General features: G+C 63.5%; 15 protein-coding genes. 4 read left to right on the top strand and 11 right to left on the bottom strand.

The genetic code is table 11. The features are described from left to right. Positions 1–58 precede the first annotated feature (58 nt). The 10 genes from I6E04_RS08960 to I6E04_RS09005 form a co-directional block, all read right to left on the bottom strand. On the bottom strand, positions 59–1,108 hold the full coding sequence (locus tag I6E04_RS08960; RefSeq protein WP_235422850.1) for an ABC transporter permease: 1,050 nt from the start codon (positions 1,106–1,108) through the stop codon (positions 59–61). After that, entirely contained in the window at positions 1,109–2,200 is a 1,092-nt protein-coding gene (locus I6E04_RS08965) for an ABC transporter permease (protein WP_235422851.1), read from the bottom strand. Next, the gene (locus I6E04_RS08970; RefSeq protein ID WP_235422852.1) at positions 2,200–3,714 is read right to left on the bottom strand and encodes a sugar ABC transporter ATP-binding protein; all 1,515 of its coding nucleotides are present in this window, start codon (positions 3,712–3,714) and stop codon (positions 2,200–2,202) included. The genes I6E04_RS08965 and I6E04_RS08970 overlap by 1 nt, the downstream gene beginning before the upstream one ends. Before the next feature lie 100 nt (positions 3,715–3,814). Then, on the bottom strand, positions 3,815–4,828 hold the full coding sequence (locus I6E04_RS08975; RefSeq protein ID WP_235422853.1) for a substrate-binding domain-containing protein: 1,014 nt from the start codon (positions 4,826–4,828) through the stop codon (positions 3,815–3,817). A 500-nt stretch (positions 4,829–5,328) separates the two neighbouring features. After that, complete coding sequence (locus I6E04_RS08980) at positions 5,329–6,936, bottom strand: xylulokinase (protein WP_235422854.1); 1,608 nt, start codon at positions 6,934–6,936, stop codon at positions 5,329–5,331. 111 nt (positions 6,937–7,047) lie between these two features. After that, positions 7,048–8,544: an L-arabinose isomerase gene (gene araA / locus I6E04_RS08985; RefSeq protein WP_235422855.1), complete on the bottom strand. Its 1,497-nt coding sequence runs from the start codon at positions 8,542–8,544 to the stop codon at positions 7,048–7,050. A 132-nt stretch (positions 8,545–8,676) separates the two neighbouring features. Next, positions 8,677–9,648, bottom strand: a complete 972-nt coding sequence (locus tag I6E04_RS08990; RefSeq protein WP_235422856.1) for an ABC transporter permease — start codon at positions 9,646–9,648, stop codon at positions 8,677–8,679. Between the two features lie 13 nt (positions 9,649–9,661). Next, positions 9,662–11,164 carry a sugar ABC transporter ATP-binding protein gene (locus I6E04_RS08995; protein WP_235422857.1) on the bottom strand — a complete coding sequence of 501 codons (1,503 nt, stop codon included), beginning with the start codon at positions 11,162–11,164 and terminating at the stop codon, positions 9,662–9,664. 14 nt (positions 11,165–11,178) lie between these two features. Beyond that, entirely contained in the window at positions 11,179–12,126 is a 948-nt protein-coding gene (locus I6E04_RS09000; RefSeq protein WP_235422858.1) for an ABC transporter permease, read from the bottom strand. 96 nt (positions 12,127–12,222) lie between these two features. Next, complete coding sequence (locus I6E04_RS09005) at positions 12,223–13,443, bottom strand: sugar ABC transporter substrate-binding protein (protein WP_235422859.1); 1,221 nt, start codon at positions 13,441–13,443, stop codon at positions 12,223–12,225. 443 nt (positions 13,444–13,886) lie between these two features. Here I6E04_RS09005 and I6E04_RS09010 point away from each other — a divergent pair, with 443 nt between their 5' ends. Then, positions 13,887–14,903 (top strand): LacI family DNA-binding transcriptional regulator, encoded by a 1,017-nt coding sequence (locus I6E04_RS09010; RefSeq protein ID WP_235422860.1) that lies wholly within the window; start codon positions 13,887–13,889, stop codon positions 14,901–14,903. A 313-nt stretch (positions 14,904–15,216) separates the two neighbouring features. Here the strand turns inward: I6E04_RS09010 and glmS are convergent, their stop codons facing one another. Next, entirely contained in the window at positions 15,217–17,067 is a 1,851-nt protein-coding gene (glmS, locus tag I6E04_RS09015; protein ID WP_235422861.1) for a glutamine--fructose-6-phosphate transaminase (isomerizing), read from the bottom strand. Between the two features lie 331 nt (positions 17,068–17,398). On the opposite strand from glmS, the gene I6E04_RS09020 reads away from it, so the two are divergent. The 3 genes from I6E04_RS09020 to I6E04_RS09030 all read left to right on the top strand — a co-directional run bounded on the left by I6E04_RS09020 (position 17,399) and on the right by I6E04_RS09030 (position 20,568). Then, positions 17,399–18,478: a LacI family DNA-binding transcriptional regulator gene (locus I6E04_RS09020; protein WP_235422862.1), complete on the top strand. Its 1,080-nt coding sequence runs from the start codon at positions 17,399–17,401 to the stop codon at positions 18,476–18,478. A gap of 74 nt (positions 18,479–18,552) precedes the next feature. Then, complete coding sequence (locus tag I6E04_RS09025) at positions 18,553–19,344, top strand: ATP-dependent sacrificial sulfur transferase LarE (RefSeq protein ID WP_235422863.1); 792 nt, start codon at positions 18,553–18,555, stop codon at positions 19,342–19,344. A gap of 249 nt (positions 19,345–19,593) precedes the next feature. After that, complete coding sequence (locus I6E04_RS09030) at positions 19,594–20,568, top strand: magnesium transporter CorA family protein (protein WP_235422864.1); 975 nt, start codon at positions 19,594–19,596, stop codon at positions 20,566–20,568. Positions 20,569–21,203: the final 635 nt, after the last annotated feature.

Consider the following 21,203-nt stretch of genomic DNA (forward strand, 5'->3'; position numbering starts at 1 on the left):
CCGAGTTATTTGAGCTCGGCCCTTGCGGCGAAGGGGTATCGGGTTTCGGCAGCCGGCGTCACTCGACTTGCTTCTTACGCGCCAGAACGACGCTCTGGATAACCAGGAACAGGCAGATCATCGCGGCGACGGTGATCTTGGACCACCAGGCCTCGTCGAAGCCGGCGGAGGAGACGATGTTCTGGATCGTGGACAGCGAGAGCACGCCGAAGAACGTGCCCGCGATGTTACCCACGCCACCGGTGAGCATGGTACCGCCGATGATGGAGGCCGCGATCGCGTTCATCTCCATGCCGCTCGCGTTGGTGACGGCGCCGGAGCCGGAGTGCATGATGTACACGAAGCCGGCGATACCAGCGAGCAGGCCGCTGATGAGGTGCGCCAAGAACAGCGAGCGCTTGGTGTTGATGCCGAGCATGAGGGCGCTCTGGCGGTTGCCGCCCAGCGCGTAGAAGCTACGGCCCAGGCTCGTCCAGCGCAGGCCGACGAACAGCAGCACGACGATGATGAGAGCGACGGCCACGCCGATCTCCATGTAGGCGGGCATGAACACGCCGGAGTTGTTGGGAGAACCCAAGAACGGGATGTAGATGCGCGTGCGCATGAGGGCGCCGAACGCCTCGTTCTCGACGTTGAAGGGCTCGGTGTGCACGATGGTGGTCATGCCACGCGCGAAGAACATGCCAGCGAGCGTCACGATGAACGGCTGGATGTCCAAATACGCCACGAGGAATCCTTGGATCAGACCGAAGGCGAGACCGATGCCAAGCGCGATGAGCAGCGCGGTCAGCGGGCTTCCGCCTTGGTAGTCAAGGTTCACGGCACAGCACATGGTAACGAGACCGACGACGCCGCCGACGGAGATGTCGATGCTGCCGCAGATCATGACGATCGTAAGGCCGCATGCGGTGATGAGCAGCGGGGCGTTGGCGTTCAGGATGTTGAAGAACGTCTGCCACTTGAGGAAGCCCTTGCCTAGGACGACCATGGCAAACAGGTACATGAGGATAAAGACGACAACCGTGATGATCAGCAACAGGTTGGTGTCGGTGAGGCTGCGCTTACCCTCTTTGGAGCCGCCTTTGGCGAGCTTTGCGAGAAGAGCCATTTATGCCGCCTCCACTTCAGTCTGCTTGGGGCTGCGCATCTTGTTCCACAGCGCCGACAGCTTCTGACGCACCACGGGGGCGCTGAGCACGACGAGCAGGATGACGACGATGGCCTTGTACGCAGGCAGAGCCGCGGAGGCCACGTTGAACTTGTACAGCGTCGTGGTCAGGAACTGGATGATGTAGGCGCCCATGATCGAAGCGCCCATGTTGAACTTACCACCGGACAGCGCGTTGCCGCCGAGAGCGACCGCCAGGATGGCGTCCATCTCGATGTCGGCAGCGATGTTGTTGTAGTTGATGGTGGAGATGCGGCTCACCTTGATCAGCGCGGCGACCGCGACGCACAGGCCCAGGATCACGAACGTGATGAACTTGATGAACACCGGGTTCAGGCCGTTCAGACGGGCGGCCTTCTCGTTGATGCCGACCGACTGGACGTACAGACCGAGGTTCGTGAACTTGAGCACCAAAAACGTCACGACGATGCAGATGATCGCGATGAAGCAGGGCGTCGGGATGGGGATACCCGGGATGAAGCCGCCGAAGTACGAGAAGGTCTCGTCGGAGATGATCGGCAGCTGGTTGTTGTTGATCCACGCGGCGATGGAGCGGCCGGCGGTGTACAGGATCAGGGTCGCAACCATCGGCTGCACCTTGAAGCCGGCGACCATGATGCCGTTGAACGCGCCGCACAGCATGCCGGCAGCGCATCCGACCAAAAAGGCGACGATGATGGGCGCCGCCAGGGTGTCGGGACGCATGTTGCCACCGCACAGCACGGCGAGCATGGCGGAGCCCGCCACGGCGATCGTCGCGCCGACGGAGATGTCCTGTCCGCCCGTGGCCGCAGTGACCAGCGTCATGCCGATGGCGAGAATCGCCAGCTCGGAGCCGTTGTTAAGGATGGAAATGATGTAGCCGGAAAGAACCGGGTTGCCCGCGTTGTCCGTGCCCATCGAAATCTCGAAGAAGGACGGGTCGGCGATCAGGTTGAACACAACCAGCAGCAAAAGCGCAGCGATCGGGATAACGATCTGGCTGTGCAGGATATGCGCGAGGGCGCCTCCCTTGCTTTTCGTCTCAGCCACTATTCCTCACCTCCTGCGATGGTGCTCATGATGGTGTCCTGGTTCAGGTCGTCACCCGTGAGCTCGCCGACCTTCTTGCGGTCGCGCATGACGGCGAGGCGCGAGCAGGTGCGCAGCATCTCGTCGAGCTCCGAGGAGATGAACGTGCAGCTCATGCCCTCGCTCGCCAGCTGCAGCACGAGCTTCTGGATGTCGACCTTGGTGCCGATGTCGATACCGCGGGTCGGCTCGTCGAGGATCAGGTAGTCCGGATGGGTGAACAGCCAGCGCGCCAGGATGACCTTCTGCTGGTTGCCGCCGGACAGCGACTCGATCGGCGTGTCGGCCGAAGCCGTCTTGATGTCGAGCAGCTTGATGTACTCGTCGGCGATCTTGTAGGTCTCGGCCTTGCTGTAGGGCTTGAAGAAGCCGCGCAGCACCTGGTTGGCCAGGATGATGTTCTCGCGCACGGACAGCGCGCCGATGATGCCGTCGCCCTTGCGGTCCTCAGGCAGGTAGGCGATGCCGTTCTTCATGGCGTCGAGCGGCTTGGAGATCTTGATGGTCTCGCCGTTCTTCTTCACGGTGCCGCCCGTCACGTGGTCGGCACCGAAGATGGCGCGGACGCTCTCGGAGCGGCCCGAACCGAGCAGGCCGGTGAAGCCGTTGACCTCGCCCTTGCGGGTCTCGAAGTCAAACGGCGCGATGCCGGTGTTGCTGGACAGGCCCTCGACCGAGAACACAGCGGAGCCGGCGCCCTCGCCCGCGTACTCGGGGTAGTCGCCCTTGATGTCGTCCATGTCGTTCATCTGCTTGCCGAGCATGGCGGCAACCAGCTTCACGCGCGGCAGGTCCTCGATCTCGTACTCGCCGACGAGCTTGCCGTCGCGCATGACCGTGATCTTGTCGCAGACCTCGTAGACCTGGTCCAGGAAGTGGGTGACGAAGATGATTCCGACGCCGCGCTCCTTGAGCTGGCGCATCATCTGGAACAGCTTCTCGACCTCCTGCTCATCGAGCGACGAGGTCGGCTCGTCGAGGATCAGGACCTTGCAGTCCATGTCGACCGCGCGCGCGATGGCGACCATCTGCTGCATAGCGATCGAGCAGCTGCCGAGCTGCTGCTTGGCGCGCACCGGGATGCCCAGATTCTGGAGGATCTTGTCGGCATCGGCGTTCATCTTGCGCCAGTTCTCGATCTTGGTGTGACCGCGGCCGATGTAGATGTTCTCGGCGACGGTCAGATTGGGGCAGAGGGTGATCTCCTGGTACACCGTAGCGATGCCCACGTCCTGGGCGTCCTGCGGAGAACGGATGATGACGGGTTTGTCGTTGCCCTCCAGGAAGATATCGCCCCCGTCTTTCTCGTATACACCGGTCAGTACCTTGATCAGGGTGGACTTGCCTGCGCCGTTCTCACCCATCAGCGCGTGGATCTCGCCCTTGTTGAGGTTGAAGTCAACGTTTTGCAGGGCGCGCACGCCAGGGAAGTTCTTGCAGATACCCCTCATGCGAAGCAAGGTGGAATCGCTCACCGGTATATCACCTCCTCGGTAGATGGAAGGAAGGGCGCGACGCTTATGGGTTGACGCCGCGCCCCTTCCCCTCAGTTCTTAAGCGACTGGCAGACGGGAATTAGATGCCGTTCTCGTCGATGTACTCCTGCGTGCAGTTCGTAGCGTCGGCGTAGCCCTCTTCCATGATGACGGTCTTCTCGCCGGGCTCCTCGCCAGCCTCGAGCTGCTCGATGATCTCGAGGATCGTGGAGGCCTGGTAGGGGTTGCACTGGCCGTCGTAGTTCCAGTTGCCGTTCATGACCTCCTCGAGCGCCCACTTGTTGTGGTCGAAGCCCATGATGATGACGTCGCCGTCAACGCCGTGGGTGATGTTGGAGGCGTCGAGGGCGGCCACGGCGCCACGGGCCATGTCGTCGTTCTCGGCGTAGATGACGTTGAAGGACTCACCGGAATCGATGACGGACTGGGTGATCTGCTGAGCGGTCTCGGCGTCCCAGTCAGCGGTCTGCTGAACGACGAGATTCCAGCCCTTGCTCTCGACGGCCTTGTCGAGCGCGCCGGTGCGGCCGACCTGGGCAGCGGAGCCCATGGCGCCCTGGATGTGGATGATGTTGTACTCATCGAGAGCCTGCGACTCGAGCCAGTCGACAGCGGTCTGGCCCTCGGCGTCCATGTCGGACACGACGGCGGCCACGTAGAGATCCTCGGGAGCGTCGACGACACGGTCGAACAGGATGACCTGGGTGCCGGCGTCCTTGGCGTCCTGCAGGGTGGTGTCCCAGCCGGCGGTGTCGGCGGCGGAGAGCAGCAGGTACTTGACACCGTTCTGGATGAACTGGTTCGCGGAGGTGATCTGCTCCTCGTTCTTCATGCTGTAGGCAAAGGACGCGTCGAAGCCGTTCTCCTCGTTGAAGGTGTTCTTCATGTCGTTGTCGTTAGCGGTGCGGTAACCGGACTCGTTCGGGTCGTTGTTGATGACACCGACCGTGATGAGCTCGGAAGAAGAGCCGCCCTCGGAGGTGCTGCCAGCGGTCTCGCCGCCGCCACCGCAACCGGCAAGGGAGAGCGCGCCCAGGCCAAGACCCGCGCCGACGCCCAGCTTGACGAAATTGCGCCTCGAAACCTCTTTCATGGAAATCCCCTTCCATACACTCCGGCGCGCTCCATCGCGCACCGGATAAACGACAGGCAGACGAACCCGGATGCCGTACGGGTCCTGTCACCCTTGGAAAAACATGCGGTCCAGCTCGGCTCGCCTAAACACATACGAACACCAGCCAAACACGCATATAGTAGTTATAAGGCGAATTATGGAGAAATGATTGTCGCATACCCTAAACGGTCAAAACTGGTTGGTGAACGGCAGGTGCCTCAAATCCGCTTCTACCAGTGATTACATTCATGCATGTAGCTGGCATTCTATTCATATAAGAAGGAATCTGACGCCCCGCGTCGCCTTCCGATCCGCTCGCGCATTCCCCGGCTCCGAACAGACCAGCTGGTAACCCGCCGTACACAAAAGGAGCTGAACGTTCACTAAACGTTCAGCTCCTTTTCGGTTTATGCATTCTCTCGTTCGCGTGAAGCGGGGCACCCGCGCCGGCGCGCAGCGATGCCCCGCTCGACAGCTCCTTAGGCGAACGCGCGCTCCGCGGCCTTCTCGGCCTCGTTGGCCTTCTTGAAGGTGGCGAGGAACGCACGGTACCCCTCGACGTCGGCCTGATCGGGCTCGATGGTCGTGCCCTCCATGTCGGCGAACACCTTATTGTCGAGGTAGTCGGCGAGCGATTCGCCGTCCTCGTGCCACGCCATGTAGGCGGCGGCGACGGCCTGACCCCACGCACCGCCCTCGCCGGCGGTGGCCATGACGGTCACCGGGGCCTCGAGCGCCGCGGCGAGCAGGCTCTGGGCGACGACCGGCGTCTTGAAGATGCCGCCGTGACCGTAGAGCTTGTCGATCTTGACGTCCTCGGCACGCAGCGCCTCGTTACCGGCTGCGAGCGCGCCGAAGGCGGCCATGATGTTCATGCGCATGAAGTTGGCGATGCTGAACGTGGAGTTCTGTCCGCGCAGGACCATCGGATAGCCGGTCTGCACGCCCATGACGGTCTCGCCCGAGATGAACGGGATGGACACGAGACCGCCGGCGTCCTTGTCGCCATCGAGCGCGGCGGTGAACAGCTTGGTGAAGGCCTCACCCTTGTTCACGTCGGCGCCCATGAGCGATGCGAAGTCGCACAGCAGGTTGACCCAGCCGTTGATGTCGGAGGTGCAGTTGTTGCAGTGCACCATGGCCACCGGATCGCCGACCGGCGTGGTCACGAGGTCGATCTCGGGGCTGGTGGCGTCCTTCAGGCCGTGCTCGAGCACGATCATCGAGAACACGGAGGTACCGGCCGACACGTTACCGGTGCGCGGCGCGATGGAGTTGGTGGCGATCATGCCGGTGCCGGCGTCGCCCTCGGGCGGGCAGACGGGGCAGCCGGGCTCGAGATCGCCATCGGCGTCGAGGAGCTTGGCGCCCTCCGCGGTCAGGTGACCGGCGCACTCGCCGGCGACCATGATCTTGGGCAGCAGGTCCTCGACCTTCCAGGCAACGCCCTTGCTCGCCACGAGCTCGTCGAACTTGGCCACCATGGCGGCATCGTAGTCGTGGGTCTCGGAGTCGATGGGGAACATACCGGAGGCGTCACCGATGGACAGCACCTTCTCGCCGGTGAGCTTCCAGTGCGCATAGCCGGCGAGCGTGGTGAAGAAGTCGATCTTGTCCACATGCTCCTCGCCGTTGAGCACGGCCTGGTAAATGTGGGACACGCTCCAGCGCTCGGGGGTGTGGAACGCGAACAGGTCGGACAGCTCGTGGGCGGCCTGCGTCGTGGTGGTGTTGCGCCAGGTGCGGAACGGCACGAGCAGGTTGCCCTCGGCGTCGAACGACAGGTAGCCGTGCATCATGGCGGAGATGCCCAGCGCGCCGACCTTGGTGAGAGTAACGCCGTACTTCTCGGCGACATCGGCCTTCATGCTTGCATACGCGGCGGCGAGACCGGCGAAGATCTCCTCGTCGCTGTAGGTCCAGTAGCCGTCGACCAGCGAGTTCTCCCAGTCGAAGGCGCCGATAGCGATCGGCTCGTTGTCCGATGCCACGAGCACCGCCTTGATGCGGGTCGAGCCGTACTCGATGCCCAGCGCAGTCGCACCGGACTCGATGTCGGCGATGATCTGTTCTTTCGTCATGGCCATGAGCCTCTCCTTATAAAGAAGGAGGCCGCGCCCCGACGGGGCGGGACGCGGCCGATGATACCTGACAAGTCTGTACCTGGCACCACGTTGTCGGCCGGTACGAGCCTGCGATTAGCGGTAGTACACCTCGCCGAGCTTGAGATCGCGCTTGAAGTCGCGGATGTTGGTGTTGGCGTCGATGACCACGCTCTCGATGCCCATGGCGTCGGCCCAGTCGACCATCTGGTCGGCGGTGAGGTCATAGGAGAACGCGGTGTGGTGCGCGCCGCCCGCGTAGATCCAGGCCTCGGTGCCGACCTTGAGGTTGGGGCGCGGGGTCCAGAACACGGTGCCGGTGGGCAGCATCGGCATGGGCTTCTCGACCTTCTTGCAGTCGACGTCCTGGATGATCAGGCGGAAGCGATTGCCAAGGTCGATGAGGGAGGTGGCGATGGCCGGGCCGGTCTTGGCGGTGAAGATCAGGCGCGCCGGATCCTCGCGGTCGCCCATGGACAGCGGCGTGGCGCGGATGGCGATGGGGCCCTCGGCCACGGACGGGTCGACCTCGGACATGTGGGACTCGAGGATGCCCTCCTTGCCCGGGACCAGGTTGTAGGTGTAGTCCTCCATGAGGGCGGAACCCTTGGCGTTGGGATCGCCGGCGGTCATGACCTTCATCAGGCGCACCATGGCAGGGGTCTTCCAGTCGCCCTCGGGACCGAAGCCGTAGCCCTTCTGCATGAGGCGCTGGATGGCCAGCGACGGCAGCTGCTTGAGGCCGCCCAGATCGCCGAAGTGATCGGAGAAGGCATTGTAGTTGTGATCGGTGAGGAAGCGCTCGATGCCGATCTCCTGCTGGGCCTGGACCTCGACGTGACGACGGAACTCCTCGGGGTCACGGCCGTCGAGCACGAGCTCGTAGGTGTCGTAGTACTCGTCGGCGAGAGCCTTGACCTCGGCCGGGGTGACGGCGTCCACATAGGGCACCAGGTCGTTGATGGGCCAGGCATCGACAGTCCAGCCGAAGACCTGCTGGGCCTCGATCTTGTCGCCGTCGGTCACCGCGACGTTGCGCATGGTGTCGGCGAAGCGGCACACGCGGATGTTGCGGCTCTCGTTGATGCCGACCGCGACGCGCTGCCACTGGCCGAGCTCGGCGAGCGCCGCCTCGTCCTTCCAGTAGCCGAAGACGACCTTGTGGTCCCAGCGCATACGGGCGAAGATGTGGCCGAACTCACGCTCGCCATGGGCTGCCTGATTCTCGTTCATGAAGTCCATGTCGATGGTGTCGTACGGGATCTCCTCGTTGTACTGCGTCGCGAACTGACACAGCGGCTTGCGGAGATCGCGCAGGCCGGCGATGTAGTTCTTGGAGGGCGAGAAGGTGTGGGCCCAGGTGATGATGCCGGCGCACTCGGGATCGTTGTTGGCCTCGTTGAACGTGGCCTGGATGACGTCGGCGGTCAGCAGGTTGGGCTTGAGCACGACCTCGAACGGGATCTTGTCGGAGGCGTTGAGTGCAGCCACGACCTCGGCGGAGTGCTCGGCGACGTGCTGGAGCACCTCATCGCCGTACAGGTCCTGGGTGCACGGGCAGAAATAGAACTTGTACTTCTTGATCTCGAGCATAGCGTTGCTCTCCTTGCTCTAGAGATGAACGGGACAGGGCGCAAGACGCGCTCGCACCCCAACGGACAGTCGGGCATATACCCGGCTGCCCGCGCGCAAAGCGGGGATCGGGCGTCCGACCCCCGCGAGTCGCTATTTGATGACCTGGTTGGCCGCGCGCTCGGAGAAGACCGCAACCATGATGACGAACACGATACCGAGGATCAGCTGCTGGATCTCGGTCGTGAAGCCGAGCATGACCAGGCCGCGCTGCAACACGAGGTAGGACAGCACGCCGGTAATCACGCTGGAGAAGCGGGAGCGGGCGCCGCCGTTGATGGGCATGCCGCCGAGAACCAGGGCGATGAGGATCTGGGTCTCGAGCATGTTACCGGCCTGCGAGGTGACCGAGCCGATGCGGATCGCGTTGATGAGCGCCGCGAAACCGGTGATGGCACCGGCGACCACGTAGATGATGATCTTCGTGCGCTGGACGTTGATGCCGGCGAAGCGGGCGCCGCTCTCGGAGGCGCCGATGGCCTTGAGGTTGGAACCCAAGGCGGTGAAGTGCAGCACCAGGTAGGCGACGACGAGCACCGCGACGACGATGCCGATCAGCAGCGGCGTGTTGGTGGCGAGCGCCGTCAGGTAGGTGGCGGCGTAGACCGGGCTCGCGGTGGTGATGTAGGCGATGACGCCGCGGAGCAGGAACATCATGCACATCGTGACCACGAACGACTGGACCTGGCCCTTGACGTGGAACAGGGCGTTGATGAGGCCGATCAGCGCGCCGGTGGCCATGCCGCCCAAGATCGCGAGGATCGGGTTGTACTGCGACAGGAAGCAGACCACGGCGCAGGACAGGCCCATCATGGAACCCTGGGAGAAGTCCAGGCAGCCCATGGACATGATCATGTACACGCCGACGGTCGCGATCATGAGCGTGAAGCCACCGGAGATGATCAGGGTGATGTTGCGCGGCGTGACCAGCGCACCACCCGTCAGGATGGCGAAGATCGCCACGATCGCCACGAAGCTGATGATGGGCAAGAAGCTCTTGATCTGATGCCAGTCGAATTTCTTCTCCTGGGTCTCGGCCGCAGCCTTCGTATTAGTAGAAGCCATCTGTTTCGCCTCCTTAAATCATCTTCGCGATGATGTCTTGCTCGGTAAGGTCGGGGCTGCGGAACAGCTGCCCGTTGATCTTGCCGTCCTTCATGACCAGAATGCGGTCGCACATACCGATGAGCTCCATGATCTCCTCGGAGATGATCAGGATCGCCTTACCCTGGTTGCGCATCTCCTCGAGCAGCGCGTAGATGTCGGCCTTGACGCCGATGTCGATGCCGCGCGTCGGGGAGTCGAGCAGCAGGATGTCGGACTGCTTGCCCAGCCAGCGGGCAAGGACGACCTTCTGCTTGTTGCCGCCGGACAGGGCGGACACGTACTGGTCGACACCGACCATCTTGGTCGACATGATGTCGGCGTACTTCTGGGCGAAGGCCTTGAGATCCTTCTGCTTGAGGATGAGGCCCATGTCACGCATCGAGGGCAGCGTGATGTTGTCCTGGATGGTGTCGTTGATCAGCAGGCTCTCGTTATCGCGGTCCTTGGAGGCGTAGGCGATGGAGTGGTCGATGGCGGAGTTGATGTCGTTGATCGGCGTGCCGTCGCCCAGCTGCACGATGCCCTCGCGGTCGTAGGAGGCGCCGAACATGGCCTTGCCCACCTCGTGCATGCCGCACTCGGACAGGCCGCCGATGCCCAAGATCTCGCCTTTGTGCAACTCGAGCGACACGTTGTCGAGCGACCCGGGAACGCTCACGTTCTGCATCATGATCGCGATCTCGCCCTGTGGCTCGAGCGTGTAGTCGGGGTAGTCGGTACGATAGTAGTGATCGTCCATCTCGCGGCCGACCATGAGGGTCTTGAGCTTGTCCTCGTCGACGTCCTTGGCGTTGATGGTGGTGATGTAGTCACCGTCGCGCAGGATGGAGATGCGGTCGGACATGCGCAGGACCTCGGCCATGTCGTGGCTGATGAAGATCACGCAGTGGCCCTTGGCGCGCACGTCGAGCATGACCTCGAACAGCTTCTCGCGGCCGTCCTGGGACAGGGCCGTGGTGGTCTCGTCGACGACGAGGATCTTGGGATCGAACCACGTGGACTTCAAGATCTCGATGATCTTGCGCTCCTCGAAGTTGTAGTTCTCGATGGGCGCGGTGGCGCGGATCTTGGACAGGCCGAAGCCGTCAAGCAACTCCTGGGCCTTCTTGTTCATGGCGGCGGTGTTCTTGATGCCGTACTTCATGAAGCGGTCCTCGTCACCCAGGAAGAGGTTCTCGGCGACCGTGAGGCCGTTCAGGGTGCCCAGCTCCTGGACGATGACGGCCACGCCGTGGTGGTTGCCGTCGACCTGGTTTTTGGGAGCGATCTGCTCGCCGTCCAGGGTGAACGTGCCACTGCCGATGGGCAGGATGCCCGTGAGCATGTTGGTGAACGTGGACTTGCCGGAGCCGTTCTCGCCGATCAAGGCGTGGATCTCGCCGGCGTTGAAGTCGAGGGACACCTCTTTGACGGCGTGCGTGGGGCCGAACTTCTTATCGATCTTCTCAGCGTGAAGCAACAGCTTATCTGACATGGTGTATCCCTCCTTTACTTGACGACAGCGCCCTTGACGCGCTTGACGGTCAGGGTCACGACGATCAGCAGCGTAGCGCCGGTGACGACGTTGTTGATGGTAGTGGGCATGCCGAGGGCCACGAAGCCGGCGAACATCATGGAGATGATCAGCTCGCCGATCACGATGGCGACGACCGGGTGGCCGTACTTCTTGAAGGCCAGGCCGAAGAACGCGCCCATGAGCGGCGTGAAGTTCAGCGACTGGGAGAGCATGCCGGTCATCGGGGTCTGGGCGGTGCCGTAGCCGATGTACAGGACGGCCATGATGCCGACGAAGCCGGCGCACAGGATGAACGCGATGAACTTGTACTTGTCGACGTTCACACCCATGTTCTTGGCGGTAAGCTCGTTGGTGCCGATGGCGTTGATGTAGGTGCCGACCTTGGTGTACTTGAGGATGAACCCACACAGGAAGAACGCGATGAGCGCGAGGATCACGTTATACGGGTAGGAGCCGAACATGTTGTACTGGGCGTCCAGACGGGTACCGGCCCAGTTGGACGCGAACACGCTGAAGCTCTCGTAGATCAGCGACAGGCCGACGGTGACGATCAGCGACGGGATGCGCAGGACCGTGTAGGCCAGGCCGTTGAAGAAGCCGAGCATGATACCGCACACGATCGGGGCCACGACGAGGCCCACGACGCCGAACATCTGGCTGAAGCCGATCGACAGCAGGCACGACAGCACGAGCACCGAGCCGATCGAGAAGTCCCACAGGCCCTGGGTGACGATGAAGTACATGCCGCAGCCGCCGACCGCGTAGATCAGCGCGCTCTGCAGGTAGGTCATGATCTGCGCGGGGGAACCGAACGTCTCGGGGCGCAGCACCTTGAAGATGGCCCAGCAGATGAGCGTCAGCACGACGAGGAAGCCCACGCCGAACCACTGGCTCTGCTGGAGTTTCTTGATTGCGTCCATCCACCTCTCCTTCCAATGGTGATGGATACCGATGGGAACGGGGGCAAGCCCCGGCAAGGGTACTTGCCCCCGTCTCCAGGATGGCTAAACGAGGATTTACGCGTGACGCTCCATAACGTCCTCGATGGACAGGGAGGTCGCGGCCTCATTGAGCTCGTCGTAGCTCAGCTCGGCCAGAGCGGCGATCTCGTCGTCGTTGTACGGGTCGTCGTCGACGAAGTACTTCTCGTAGTTCTCGTACTCCTCGACGGAGGACACGAACACGTACGGGAACTGGATGTCCTTGCCGAACTCGCCCTGGACGGGGACGTAGCCCTCCTTGCCGCGGACGGCGTTGTAGACGAGCAGCAGCGCGTACAGCGGGTCGCAGAAGTGACCGCCGGACTCGCAGTACATACCACCGGTCTCGAGCTGCTCCTTGAGGTCCTCGAGGAAGTCGGTGGAGGCGACGCGGATGGTGCCGGTGAGGCCCATGTTGGCGAGCTGGCCGATGGAGCCGACCAGCGGGTCGCCGCCGCCGCCGGCGACGATCAGGGCGTCCATGTCGGGGTTGTTGTTCACGAACTGCTGCGTGACCTTGGCGCCCTCGGAGGAGGAGGTGTTGGCGTAGACCGGCTCGGTCATGGTCACCGGGTCGTCAGCGTGCTCCTTGTTCCACTTCTCGACACCGTTCTGGTAGCCGATCCAGCGCTGCTGGAACGTGGCGTCGCCGACCGTCCAACCCTCGAGGCAGATGTTGCGGGCGCCCTTCTGGATGCCCTCGTAGGCGTCGGGGTTGTCCATGGTGAGCAGCTCGATGAGCTTCTCGCCGTTGCCGACCTCGTCCTCGTGGACGGCGCCGACGTAGTACTGGGAGTTCTGAGCGGTGGCGTAGACCTCGGGGCTGTTCTCCTCGCTGATGATGCGGTAGAACTGGGCCAGGTAGACCTGGTTCTGATCGCAGGTGGAGATAGCGGCCTGCATCTCGGAGTCGGCGGAGTTGCAGACGACGATACCCTGGCAGCCAGCGGCGCACAGGGTCTCGATGGAAGCGGTGACCTGCTCGGAGACGTGGCCCTGGTCGACGTAGGACAGCTCGATGCCCAGGATGCCGGCGGCCTTGTCCAGGATGTTCTTGGACAGGGAGCCGAGCGCGTCGGTGGAGCTCCAGATGGAGACGCCGATCTTGATGGTCTCGCCCGAACCACCGCCGTTGCCGCCAGCGGAGCCGGAACCGCTCTCGCCGCCGCTGCAGCCGGCAAGCGCACCGGCCGTCAGGCCGAGACCGGCCGTGGCAGCGCTGAGCTTGACGAAGTTGCGCCTCGAAACCTCTTTCATGGAATACCCCTTCCATTCCTCCCGGAACGCTCTCCCGCATCCCGGAACTTTGCAGGCCGACTGGCCCGTGTGCCTTGCGAGCGCCGAAGCGCCCTCGATAACACGTTTGGCGTCCGTTTGGGCTGTGTGCTAAACACTAACTAAACGCTTCGCCAAACATCGACAAAACATTTATATGCCGACGCCACGCAATTGTGCATGCGCAACCTGCGAACGGTAATAAAACGTTGGTGAGCGGTAAGGGATATTCCTAGCACGGCAGTGGCATTTACCTTGCCATATCTTGACGCCTTTGAGCAAGCACTTTGTTTCAATGAACGCTTCAAGCGTTTCGCATCTGTTCACCTACCGTTCACGGGATGTTTTGCCGCTCACAACTTCTTTTAAGGAAAACAGGAGTACGGTGTCTTTGTTTAGCAAATGTTTAGTTACGGGAGGACACCATGCCTACCGGAAAAGTCAGCGTCCGCGAGATCAGCCGCCTAACGGGTTACTCCCCCGCCACGGTCTCCAACGCACTCAACAACAAGCGCGGCGTGAGCGACGAGACCGCCGTGCACATCCGCCGCGTCGCCGCCGACCTCGGCTACCGCCGCAGCGGCAAGCTCCGCCAAGTCCAGTTCGTCATGGGCCGCAACTCCGGCCGCATGCTCGACGAGGGCTCGTTCCGCCTCGCCGTGGTCAACGGCATCGAGGAGGAGGCACGCGTCCGCGGCCTCACCGTGTCCTACACGACCGTCGAGCTCTCCGACAGCGAGACCCGCGAGCGCGAGCTCGGCGCCATCATGTCCGATCCCACCGCCGGCATCATCCTGCTCGGCACCGAGATGACGCAGCGCGACTACGACCTGTTCGCCAACGCCCCGGTGCCGCTCGTGCTCGTCGACGGCCAGAGCGACAACCACTTCTTCGAATCCATCCTGTTCTCCAACGAGGGGTCAGCCTATCGCGCGGTGCGCTACCTCGTGCAAAAGGGCCATCGGCAGATCGGCTACCTCGCCGGCAGACTGCGCATCCGCAACTTCCCGCTGCGCGAACGCGGCTACGAGCGCGCGCTGGCCGAAGCCGGCACCACGCCGCAGGCCAAATTCCGCGTGTCGCTCGGCACCGACAAGATGGACAGCGCCTATCGCGACATGCTCGCGTGGCTCAAGACCGATCCCGAGATTCCCACGGCGTTTTTCGCCGAGAACGACGCGCTGGCCGTCGGTGCCATGAAGGCGCTCACCGAGTGCGGCTACGACATCCCCGGCGACGTCTCGCTCGTCGGCTTCGACGACGTCGAGTTCGCCGGCATCGTGCACCCCGGGCTCACCACCGTGCACGTGCCCCGCACCGATCTGGGCCGCATCGCCGTGCGCCGCCTCATCGAGCAGGTCGACCATCCCACCAAGTACACCTGCGTCACGCACATGAGCACCACCTTCGTCGAACGCGACAGCGTCCGCGCCCTCATCTAGTCCGGCTAGGACACGGCGGCGTAGCCGTTTCCGCCACAGCCCCGCATCATTCCCGTCGTCGGCGCGCATGCGATGCGGCGCGGCCGATCGCGCCGTGCTTCATCCCTCGACCGGCAGAATGTCCCAATTTTCTCCTGGCCCCTTTTGGGACATGGGACGGTTTCTCCCGGCCCCTTTTGGGACACACCCCGTACGCAAAGCGCGGGCGCGGGAGGGGTTGCAATCCTCCCGCGCCCTTATGCACATGCCAGGAAGCTCCTGGTTAGCAACTATGTTACGGCGGCCCGAGCCACGTGGCCGCCGTGATCCGCGCCTACTCCACCGTCACGCTCTTGGCGAGGTTGCGTGGCTGGTCGACATCGCATCCGCGCATGACGGCGACGTCGCGCGCGAGCAGCTGCAGCGGCACGCTCGCCGTGATCGCCGAGAACGCATCGCGCACCGGCGGGATGTAAATCACGTGGTCGGCGATCTGCTTGATATCCTCGTCGCCTTCCGTCGCCAGCGCGATGATCTTGGCACCGCGCGCCTCGCACTCCTTGAGGTTCGACACGACCTTGTCGTAGACCGGACTCTTAGTCGTCACGGCGATAACCGGGAAGCCCGGATCGATCAGCGCGATCGGCCCGTGCTTCATCTCACCTGCGGCATAGGCCTCGGCATGCAGGTAGCTGACCTCCTTGAGCTTGAGCGCGCCCTCGTAGCTGATGGCCGCACCCATGCCGCGCCCCACGAACAGCGCCGACGGCGCGTCCTTGCAGGCGAGCGCCGCCTCGTGCACGGCCTCGCGCTGCGAATCCAAGATATATTGGATCTGCGCCGCCGTATCGCCCAGCTCGCGGAACAGCATGCGGACCTGCCCGGTGGTGAGCTTGCCCTTGACCTGACCGAGCAGCATCGCCAGCAGCGTCAGACTCACGATCTGGCCGATGAAGCTCTTCGTCGAGGCGACGGCGATCTCCTTGTTGGCCTTGGTGTAGATCACACCGTCGGACTCGCGCGCCACGGGGCTGCCCACCACGTTGGTGATGCCGAACACCTTGGCGCCCTTGATGCGCGCGTCGCGGATGGCGGCCAGCGTATCGGCCGTCTCGCCCGACTGCGACACCGCCACCACGAGCGTGGACGGGGTGATGATGGGGTTGCGGTAGCGAAACTCGCTCGCCGCCTCCACCTCGCACGGGATGCGGGCCCAGCCCTCGATCAGGTTCTTGGCGACCAGGCCGGCATGGTAGCTCGTGCCGCAGGCGATCACGTACACGCGGTCGATCAGGTCGAGCTCCTCGAACGTCAGACCCAGCTCGTCGATGTCGAGCTCGCCGCTGGGGGCGAGGCGTCCCACGAGCGTGTCGCGCACCACGCGCGGCTGCTCGCAGATCTCCTTGAGCATGAAGTCGGGATAACCGCCCTTCTCCGCCATATCGATATCCCAGTCGATATGCGTGACCTCGGGCTCGATCAGCTCGCCCTGCGCATCGGTGTAGGTGATGCCCTCCGGTGCCAGGCGCGCGAACTGCCCATCCTCGAGCACCACGACGTCGCGCGTCGCATCGATGAGCGCGATGATGTCGGAAGCGACGTAGCTGCCGTGCTCGCCTCGCCCGATGACGATCGGGCTGTCCTTACGCGCGACCGCGATGACGCCGGGTTCGTCGGCGCACACCGCCGCGAGCCCGTACGCGCCGACGACGCACTCGCAGGCCTTGCGGACCGCGGCCACGAGCTCATGGGTCTGCGCGTAGGCTTCCTCGACCAGGTGCGCGAGGACCTCGGTGTCGGTCTCGCTACCGAACACATGACCGCGCGCGGTCAGCTCGTCGCGCAGCTCCGCGAAATTCTCGATGATGCCGTTATGCACGACGGCGATGTTGCCGCCGCAGCACGCATGGGGATGCGCATTGGCGACCGACGGCCTGCCGTGCGTCGCCCACCGCGTGTGTCCGATGCCGCACGTGCTCTCGTCGTCCACGTGCTCGAGCTCGGACTCAAGCCCGGCGACCTTACCCACGCGACGGATCACGTCGAGGTGGGTTTCGCCTGCGGGGTCCGTGCGCTCGAGGGCGACACCCGCGGAGTCGTACCCACGGTATTCCAGTCGTTTTAGCCCTGCTAGCAGGATGTCCTTCGCTGTATCCGTTCCGGTATATCCAACAATACCGCACATATGGGTTTATCCTCTCGAACGCCGACCTCAGGCGAAACTCACGTGTTGAATGCTCATTGTACTTGAGACGACCCCCTTTCACGACCTCACTGGTATTTGAATTGAGATACCACATGATGCCCACAGCGACGCAACACGACCGAAACAGGATGTCCCAAAAAGGGCCAGGAGGAAAATGGGACATCGCGGGCTCCTCGCGCGCGTTGATGTCCCAAAAAGGGCCAGGAGAAAATTGGGACATGTCGTCCGCCCCATGCGCATTGAAGCGCTCTAATCGGGCGGTGCGCGATGGTACAATCTGTCGCAAAACACACGACGACAGGAGCTCCGTATGGCAAAGGTGACGATCGGCGACGTCGCGCGCGAGGCCGGCGTCGCGCTCGGCACGGTCTCGAACGCACTCAACCATCCCGAAAAGGTTCGGCCCGAGACCCTCGCCCTCGTCAACGACGCCATACAGCGCCTGGGCTACGCGCCCAACCAGAGCGCACGTCTGCTCGCCGGCGGCAGCAACCGGACATTCGGTCTCGTGCTCCCCCAGCTCAACCACGGCCTCAGCCTGCAGATCGCCAGCGGCGCGAGCACCGAGGCGCAGCGACAGGGCTACGGCCTGCTCATCGCCACCGCGAACGGCGATGCGACCCTCGAGTCCAACTACACCCGCTACTTCGCCGGCACGCAGATGTCGGGCGTGCTCGTCCAAGCGTCCTCGGCCGACGTCTCCAACATCACCCTGCAATCGTCGCGCATCCCCCTGGCGGTGCTCGACGTCCAAAGCGACCGGCCGGGCTACTTCGTGTCGGTCGACTGCACGGCGCAGGGTTCCCTCATCGCCGAGCACGCCGTCTCGCTCGGCCCGCGTCGTATCGCCGTCATCGGACGGACCATGACGCCGCAGACCGTGCGACGCCTGCAGGGCATCCGAACCATCATGGAGCGCTACCCCGAGATCGAGCTCGACATCCTCGACCACGGCGAGATCACGCAGGCCCCCGACGGCTTCATGATCGGCCGCCACCTGGCGCAAAAGGGCGCCGACGAGCGCCCCGACGTCGTCATCGGCCTCACCGACGTGCTCGCGACCGGCGCGATCGAGGGCATCCGCGCCGCCGGTTTGCGCGTTCCCGACGACATCGCCGTCGCCGGCTGCGACGGCAACCCGCTCGCCTGGAGCGGTTCGGTCGGCCTCACCACCTGCTCCCCCACCGGCTACGAGCTGGGACGCCGCGGCGTCCGGCAACTGATCGAGCAGATCGAGGCGGCGCGCGCCGGCACCGATCGCGCCGAGCTGCTCGCCGAAAACCATCAGGAGCTCGTGCGCCCCTTCATCCTCACCCGCGGCAGCACGACCGGGCAGGTAACGGTGCAGGCCTCCGACGCCACCGGCCTCAACCTGGGTACATTCCTGTAACCACCATGCGGCTCGCGGCGCACGTCGTCATCGGGCGCCGACCGCGCGCCGGCGTCACATCGAGGGAGGCCATCGTGGACGATAAACTCGCAGCGTTGCAGGAGCTACTCGGCTCCTATGGCCGCGTTGCCATCGGGTATTCCGGCGGCGTGGACAGCACCTTTTTGGCCGCTGTCTGCGCGCGGACCATCCCCGACGACACCCTGCTCGTACATCTGTCCAGTGCGTTTATCGCCTCGCCGGAGCGGCGCTCGTTCGCACGCGACGCCGGGCGCTTCGGACTGCCCGTCGCCGTCCTCGACACGGACCCGCTTGCCGACCCCACCGTTGCCGCCAACCCCATCGACCGCTGTTACCACTGCAAACTGCACGGGTTTGCGCGCATCGCCGAGGAAGCGCGGCGGCGCGGCTATCCGACGGTGCTCGAGGGCAGCAACGCCGACGACGCCGATGACTACCGCCCCGGTATGCGCGCCATCCGTGAGCTGGGCGTCCGTTCCCCGCTCATGGAAACCGGCTGGCGCAAGGACGAGGAGCGCGAGCTGCTGCGCGCGTGGGGCTACGCCGTGTGGGACATGCCCGCCGGCGCCTGCCTGGCGACCCGCGTCCCTTGCGGCGAGCCGCTCACCGCGTCCAAGCTCGAGCTCATCCGAACCTGCGAGGATCATCTGCACGAGCTCGGGCTGCGCCAGGTCCGCGCGCGCCTGATCGGCGACTCGCTGCAGGTCGAAGCCGCTCACGAAGATCTCGCCCGGCTCCGCGACGGCAAGCTGCCGGAACACATGATCGCGCTATTCTGCGCCGCGGGTGCCGAACACGTCGATCCGACCGTGCGCCCTTATCGTCACGGCAGCATGAACGGGTAGCGCCTGCGCATATCGAACTATCGGTTCAACCAAACTCCCGGTGACGATTTCGAGTGAGACCTGCAGTACGGGCACCCGATCCATGACTCACGCCGTCCCGACGTGCGCTCCCTGTGGAGGACCCGTAAGGAGTTACTGATACTCGCCCGCCCGCGCCCGGCCGCGCCGCTGCATGCGGTATCGTGAGCGCGGCCGCACCCCGGGCGGCTTCATCTCAAACGCGATATTTCGGACGCGAAAGGGGGCACCATGGTCGAATGCTTCATGACCACAGCCGACGGCACCGCCACCAACAGGATCGAGACGCCGGAATCCGGCTGCTGGATCAACGTCGTCAACCCGACACCCGAGGAGGCGACGTGGCTCGAACGCGAAGTCGGCATCGTGCCCGAATTCGTCCGTTCGGCCCTCGACGAGGAGGAGACCTCGCACATCGACTATGACGAGGACGTCAACCAGACCCTCGTAATCGTGGACTACCCGAGCGCCGAGGACGTTGAGGACATGCAGGACCCCTCGATGCTGCAGTACACCACGCTGCCCATCTCCATCATCTTTCTGCGCAACCGCAGCATCATCGTCACGGTGAGCCTGCAGGAGAGCCCCATCGTGCAGGACATGGCCAACGGCCGCGTGCGCCAGGTCAACACGCGCATGCGCACGCGCTTTTTGCTGCAGATGCTGCTGCGCATCTCGCAGAGCTACCTGGTTTGTCTGCGCCGCATCGACCGCCTGTCCACCAAGACCGAGCAGCGCCTCTACGGCTCCATGCGCAACGAGGAGCTGCTGCAGATGCTCTCGCTCGAAAAGTCGCTCGTGTACTTCTCTACCTCTCTCAAAAGCGCCGAGATCACGCTCAACAAGATCATGCATGGCCACATGATCACCCTCTACGAGGAGGATCAGGAGCTCATGGAGGACGTCATGATCGAAGTCCATCAGGCGCAGGAGATGTGCAACATCTACAACAACATCCTGTCGGGCACCATGGATGCCTACGCGAGCGTCATCTCCAACAACCTGAATATCGTCATGAAGGTGCTGACGGTCATCACGATCGTCATGGCGATCCCCAACATCGTATTCGGCTTCTACGGCATGAACGTCGGGCTGCCGTTCGAAGGCGTGCCGTTCGTTGACAGCTGGCTGTTCCCCACGCTGCTCGCCGCCGCCGCGTGCCTTATCGCGGCGTGGATCTTCAAGCGCAAGGGGCTGTGGCGGTAGCCGCGCGCTTCATGGCAGTGCCGTCGCGCCCGTCCGATGTTACGTCCGCCCGGTTCTGCGGCATTCGCCGCAGAACCGGGCGGACGCGCCGCTCAGGCGGCGGCACCGTGCGGGTTTGAAGGCGCGCTCGGAACGCCCAAGACGTTCGTTTTAGCACGGAGTTACAAAAACGCGCACTTTCTAGTTTTCACTCGACTAGGCAGACCTTATACAACGGCCATATTGGCCATTATAAGTAGCTATAATCTGACAACTCTGCCATATCGGTCATATCGGATGACATCAAAGTGGCCATGCGAGGGTATTCAGGGCCTTCAGCACCCCGAAGCGTCCCCGTCACAGCCGTCAAACAACTAGAAATAGCCCCATTTTGTAACTCCGCGAGCAAACGAACGAACGGGACATAACCGGCAGCTCCATTCGTTGTATAAAATGAGCTCTTTTGCATTGAGATTCGTATATCTTCGTTCGCGGGAACCACGCCACCCGCAGGCAGCGCACCGAGCCTCGCCACGGTGCATTCGCGCGGCGCGCCGTGGCCGCGGCGCGGCGCGTCGCGAACGGCAAAGCAAGCCGCAAACACGCAACAAACGGGCCGGCGGATCGTCCACGATCCGCCGGCCCGCCTCAAGCTA

Origin of the sequence: Collinsella tanakaei, assembly GCF_021531055.1 — a bacterium.
In the GTDB taxonomy this organism is placed as follows: domain Bacteria; phylum Actinomycetota; class Coriobacteriia; order Coriobacteriales; family Coriobacteriaceae; genus Collinsella; species Collinsella tanakaei_B.

What these genes read in the sequence shown, in the direction of transcription:
- I6E04_RS08995 (WP_235422857.1), bottom strand. Translation starts at nt 11,164, where the DNA reads ATGTCAGATAAGCTGTTGCTTCACGCTGAGAAGATCGATAAGAAGTTC.
- I6E04_RS08960 (WP_235422850.1), bottom strand. Translation starts at nt 1,108, where the DNA reads ATGGCTCTTCTCGCAAAGCTCGCCAAAGGCGGCTCCAAAGAGGGTAAG.
- glmS (WP_235422861.1), bottom strand. Translation starts at nt 17,067, where the DNA reads ATGTGCGGTATTGTTGGATATACCGGAACGGATACAGCGAAGGACATC.
- I6E04_RS08975 (WP_235422853.1), bottom strand. Translation starts at nt 4,828, where the DNA reads ATGAAAGAGGTTTCGAGGCGCAATTTCGTCAAGCTGGGCGTCGGCGCG.
- I6E04_RS09030 (WP_235422864.1), top strand. Translation starts at nt 19,594, where the DNA reads ATGGTCGAATGCTTCATGACCACAGCCGACGGCACCGCCACCAACAGG.
- I6E04_RS08990 (WP_235422856.1), bottom strand. Translation starts at nt 9,648, where the DNA reads ATGGCTTCTACTAATACGAAGGCTGCGGCCGAGACCCAGGAGAAGAAA.
- I6E04_RS08980 (WP_235422854.1), bottom strand. Translation starts at nt 6,936, where the DNA reads ATGGCCATGACGAAAGAACAGATCATCGCCGACATCGAGTCCGGTGCG.
- I6E04_RS09020 (WP_235422862.1), top strand. Translation starts at nt 17,399, where the DNA reads ATGGCAAAGGTGACGATCGGCGACGTCGCGCGCGAGGCCGGCGTCGCG.
- I6E04_RS09010 (WP_235422860.1), top strand. Translation starts at nt 13,887, where the DNA reads ATGCCTACCGGAAAAGTCAGCGTCCGCGAGATCAGCCGCCTAACGGGT.
- I6E04_RS09005 (WP_235422859.1), bottom strand. Translation starts at nt 13,443, where the DNA reads ATGAAAGAGGTTTCGAGGCGCAACTTCGTCAAGCTCAGCGCTGCCACG.
- araA (WP_235422855.1), bottom strand. Translation starts at nt 8,544, where the DNA reads ATGCTCGAGATCAAGAAGTACAAGTTCTATTTCTGCCCGTGCACCCAG.
- I6E04_RS09000 (WP_235422858.1), bottom strand. Translation starts at nt 12,126, where the DNA reads ATGGACGCAATCAAGAAACTCCAGCAGAGCCAGTGGTTCGGCGTGGGC.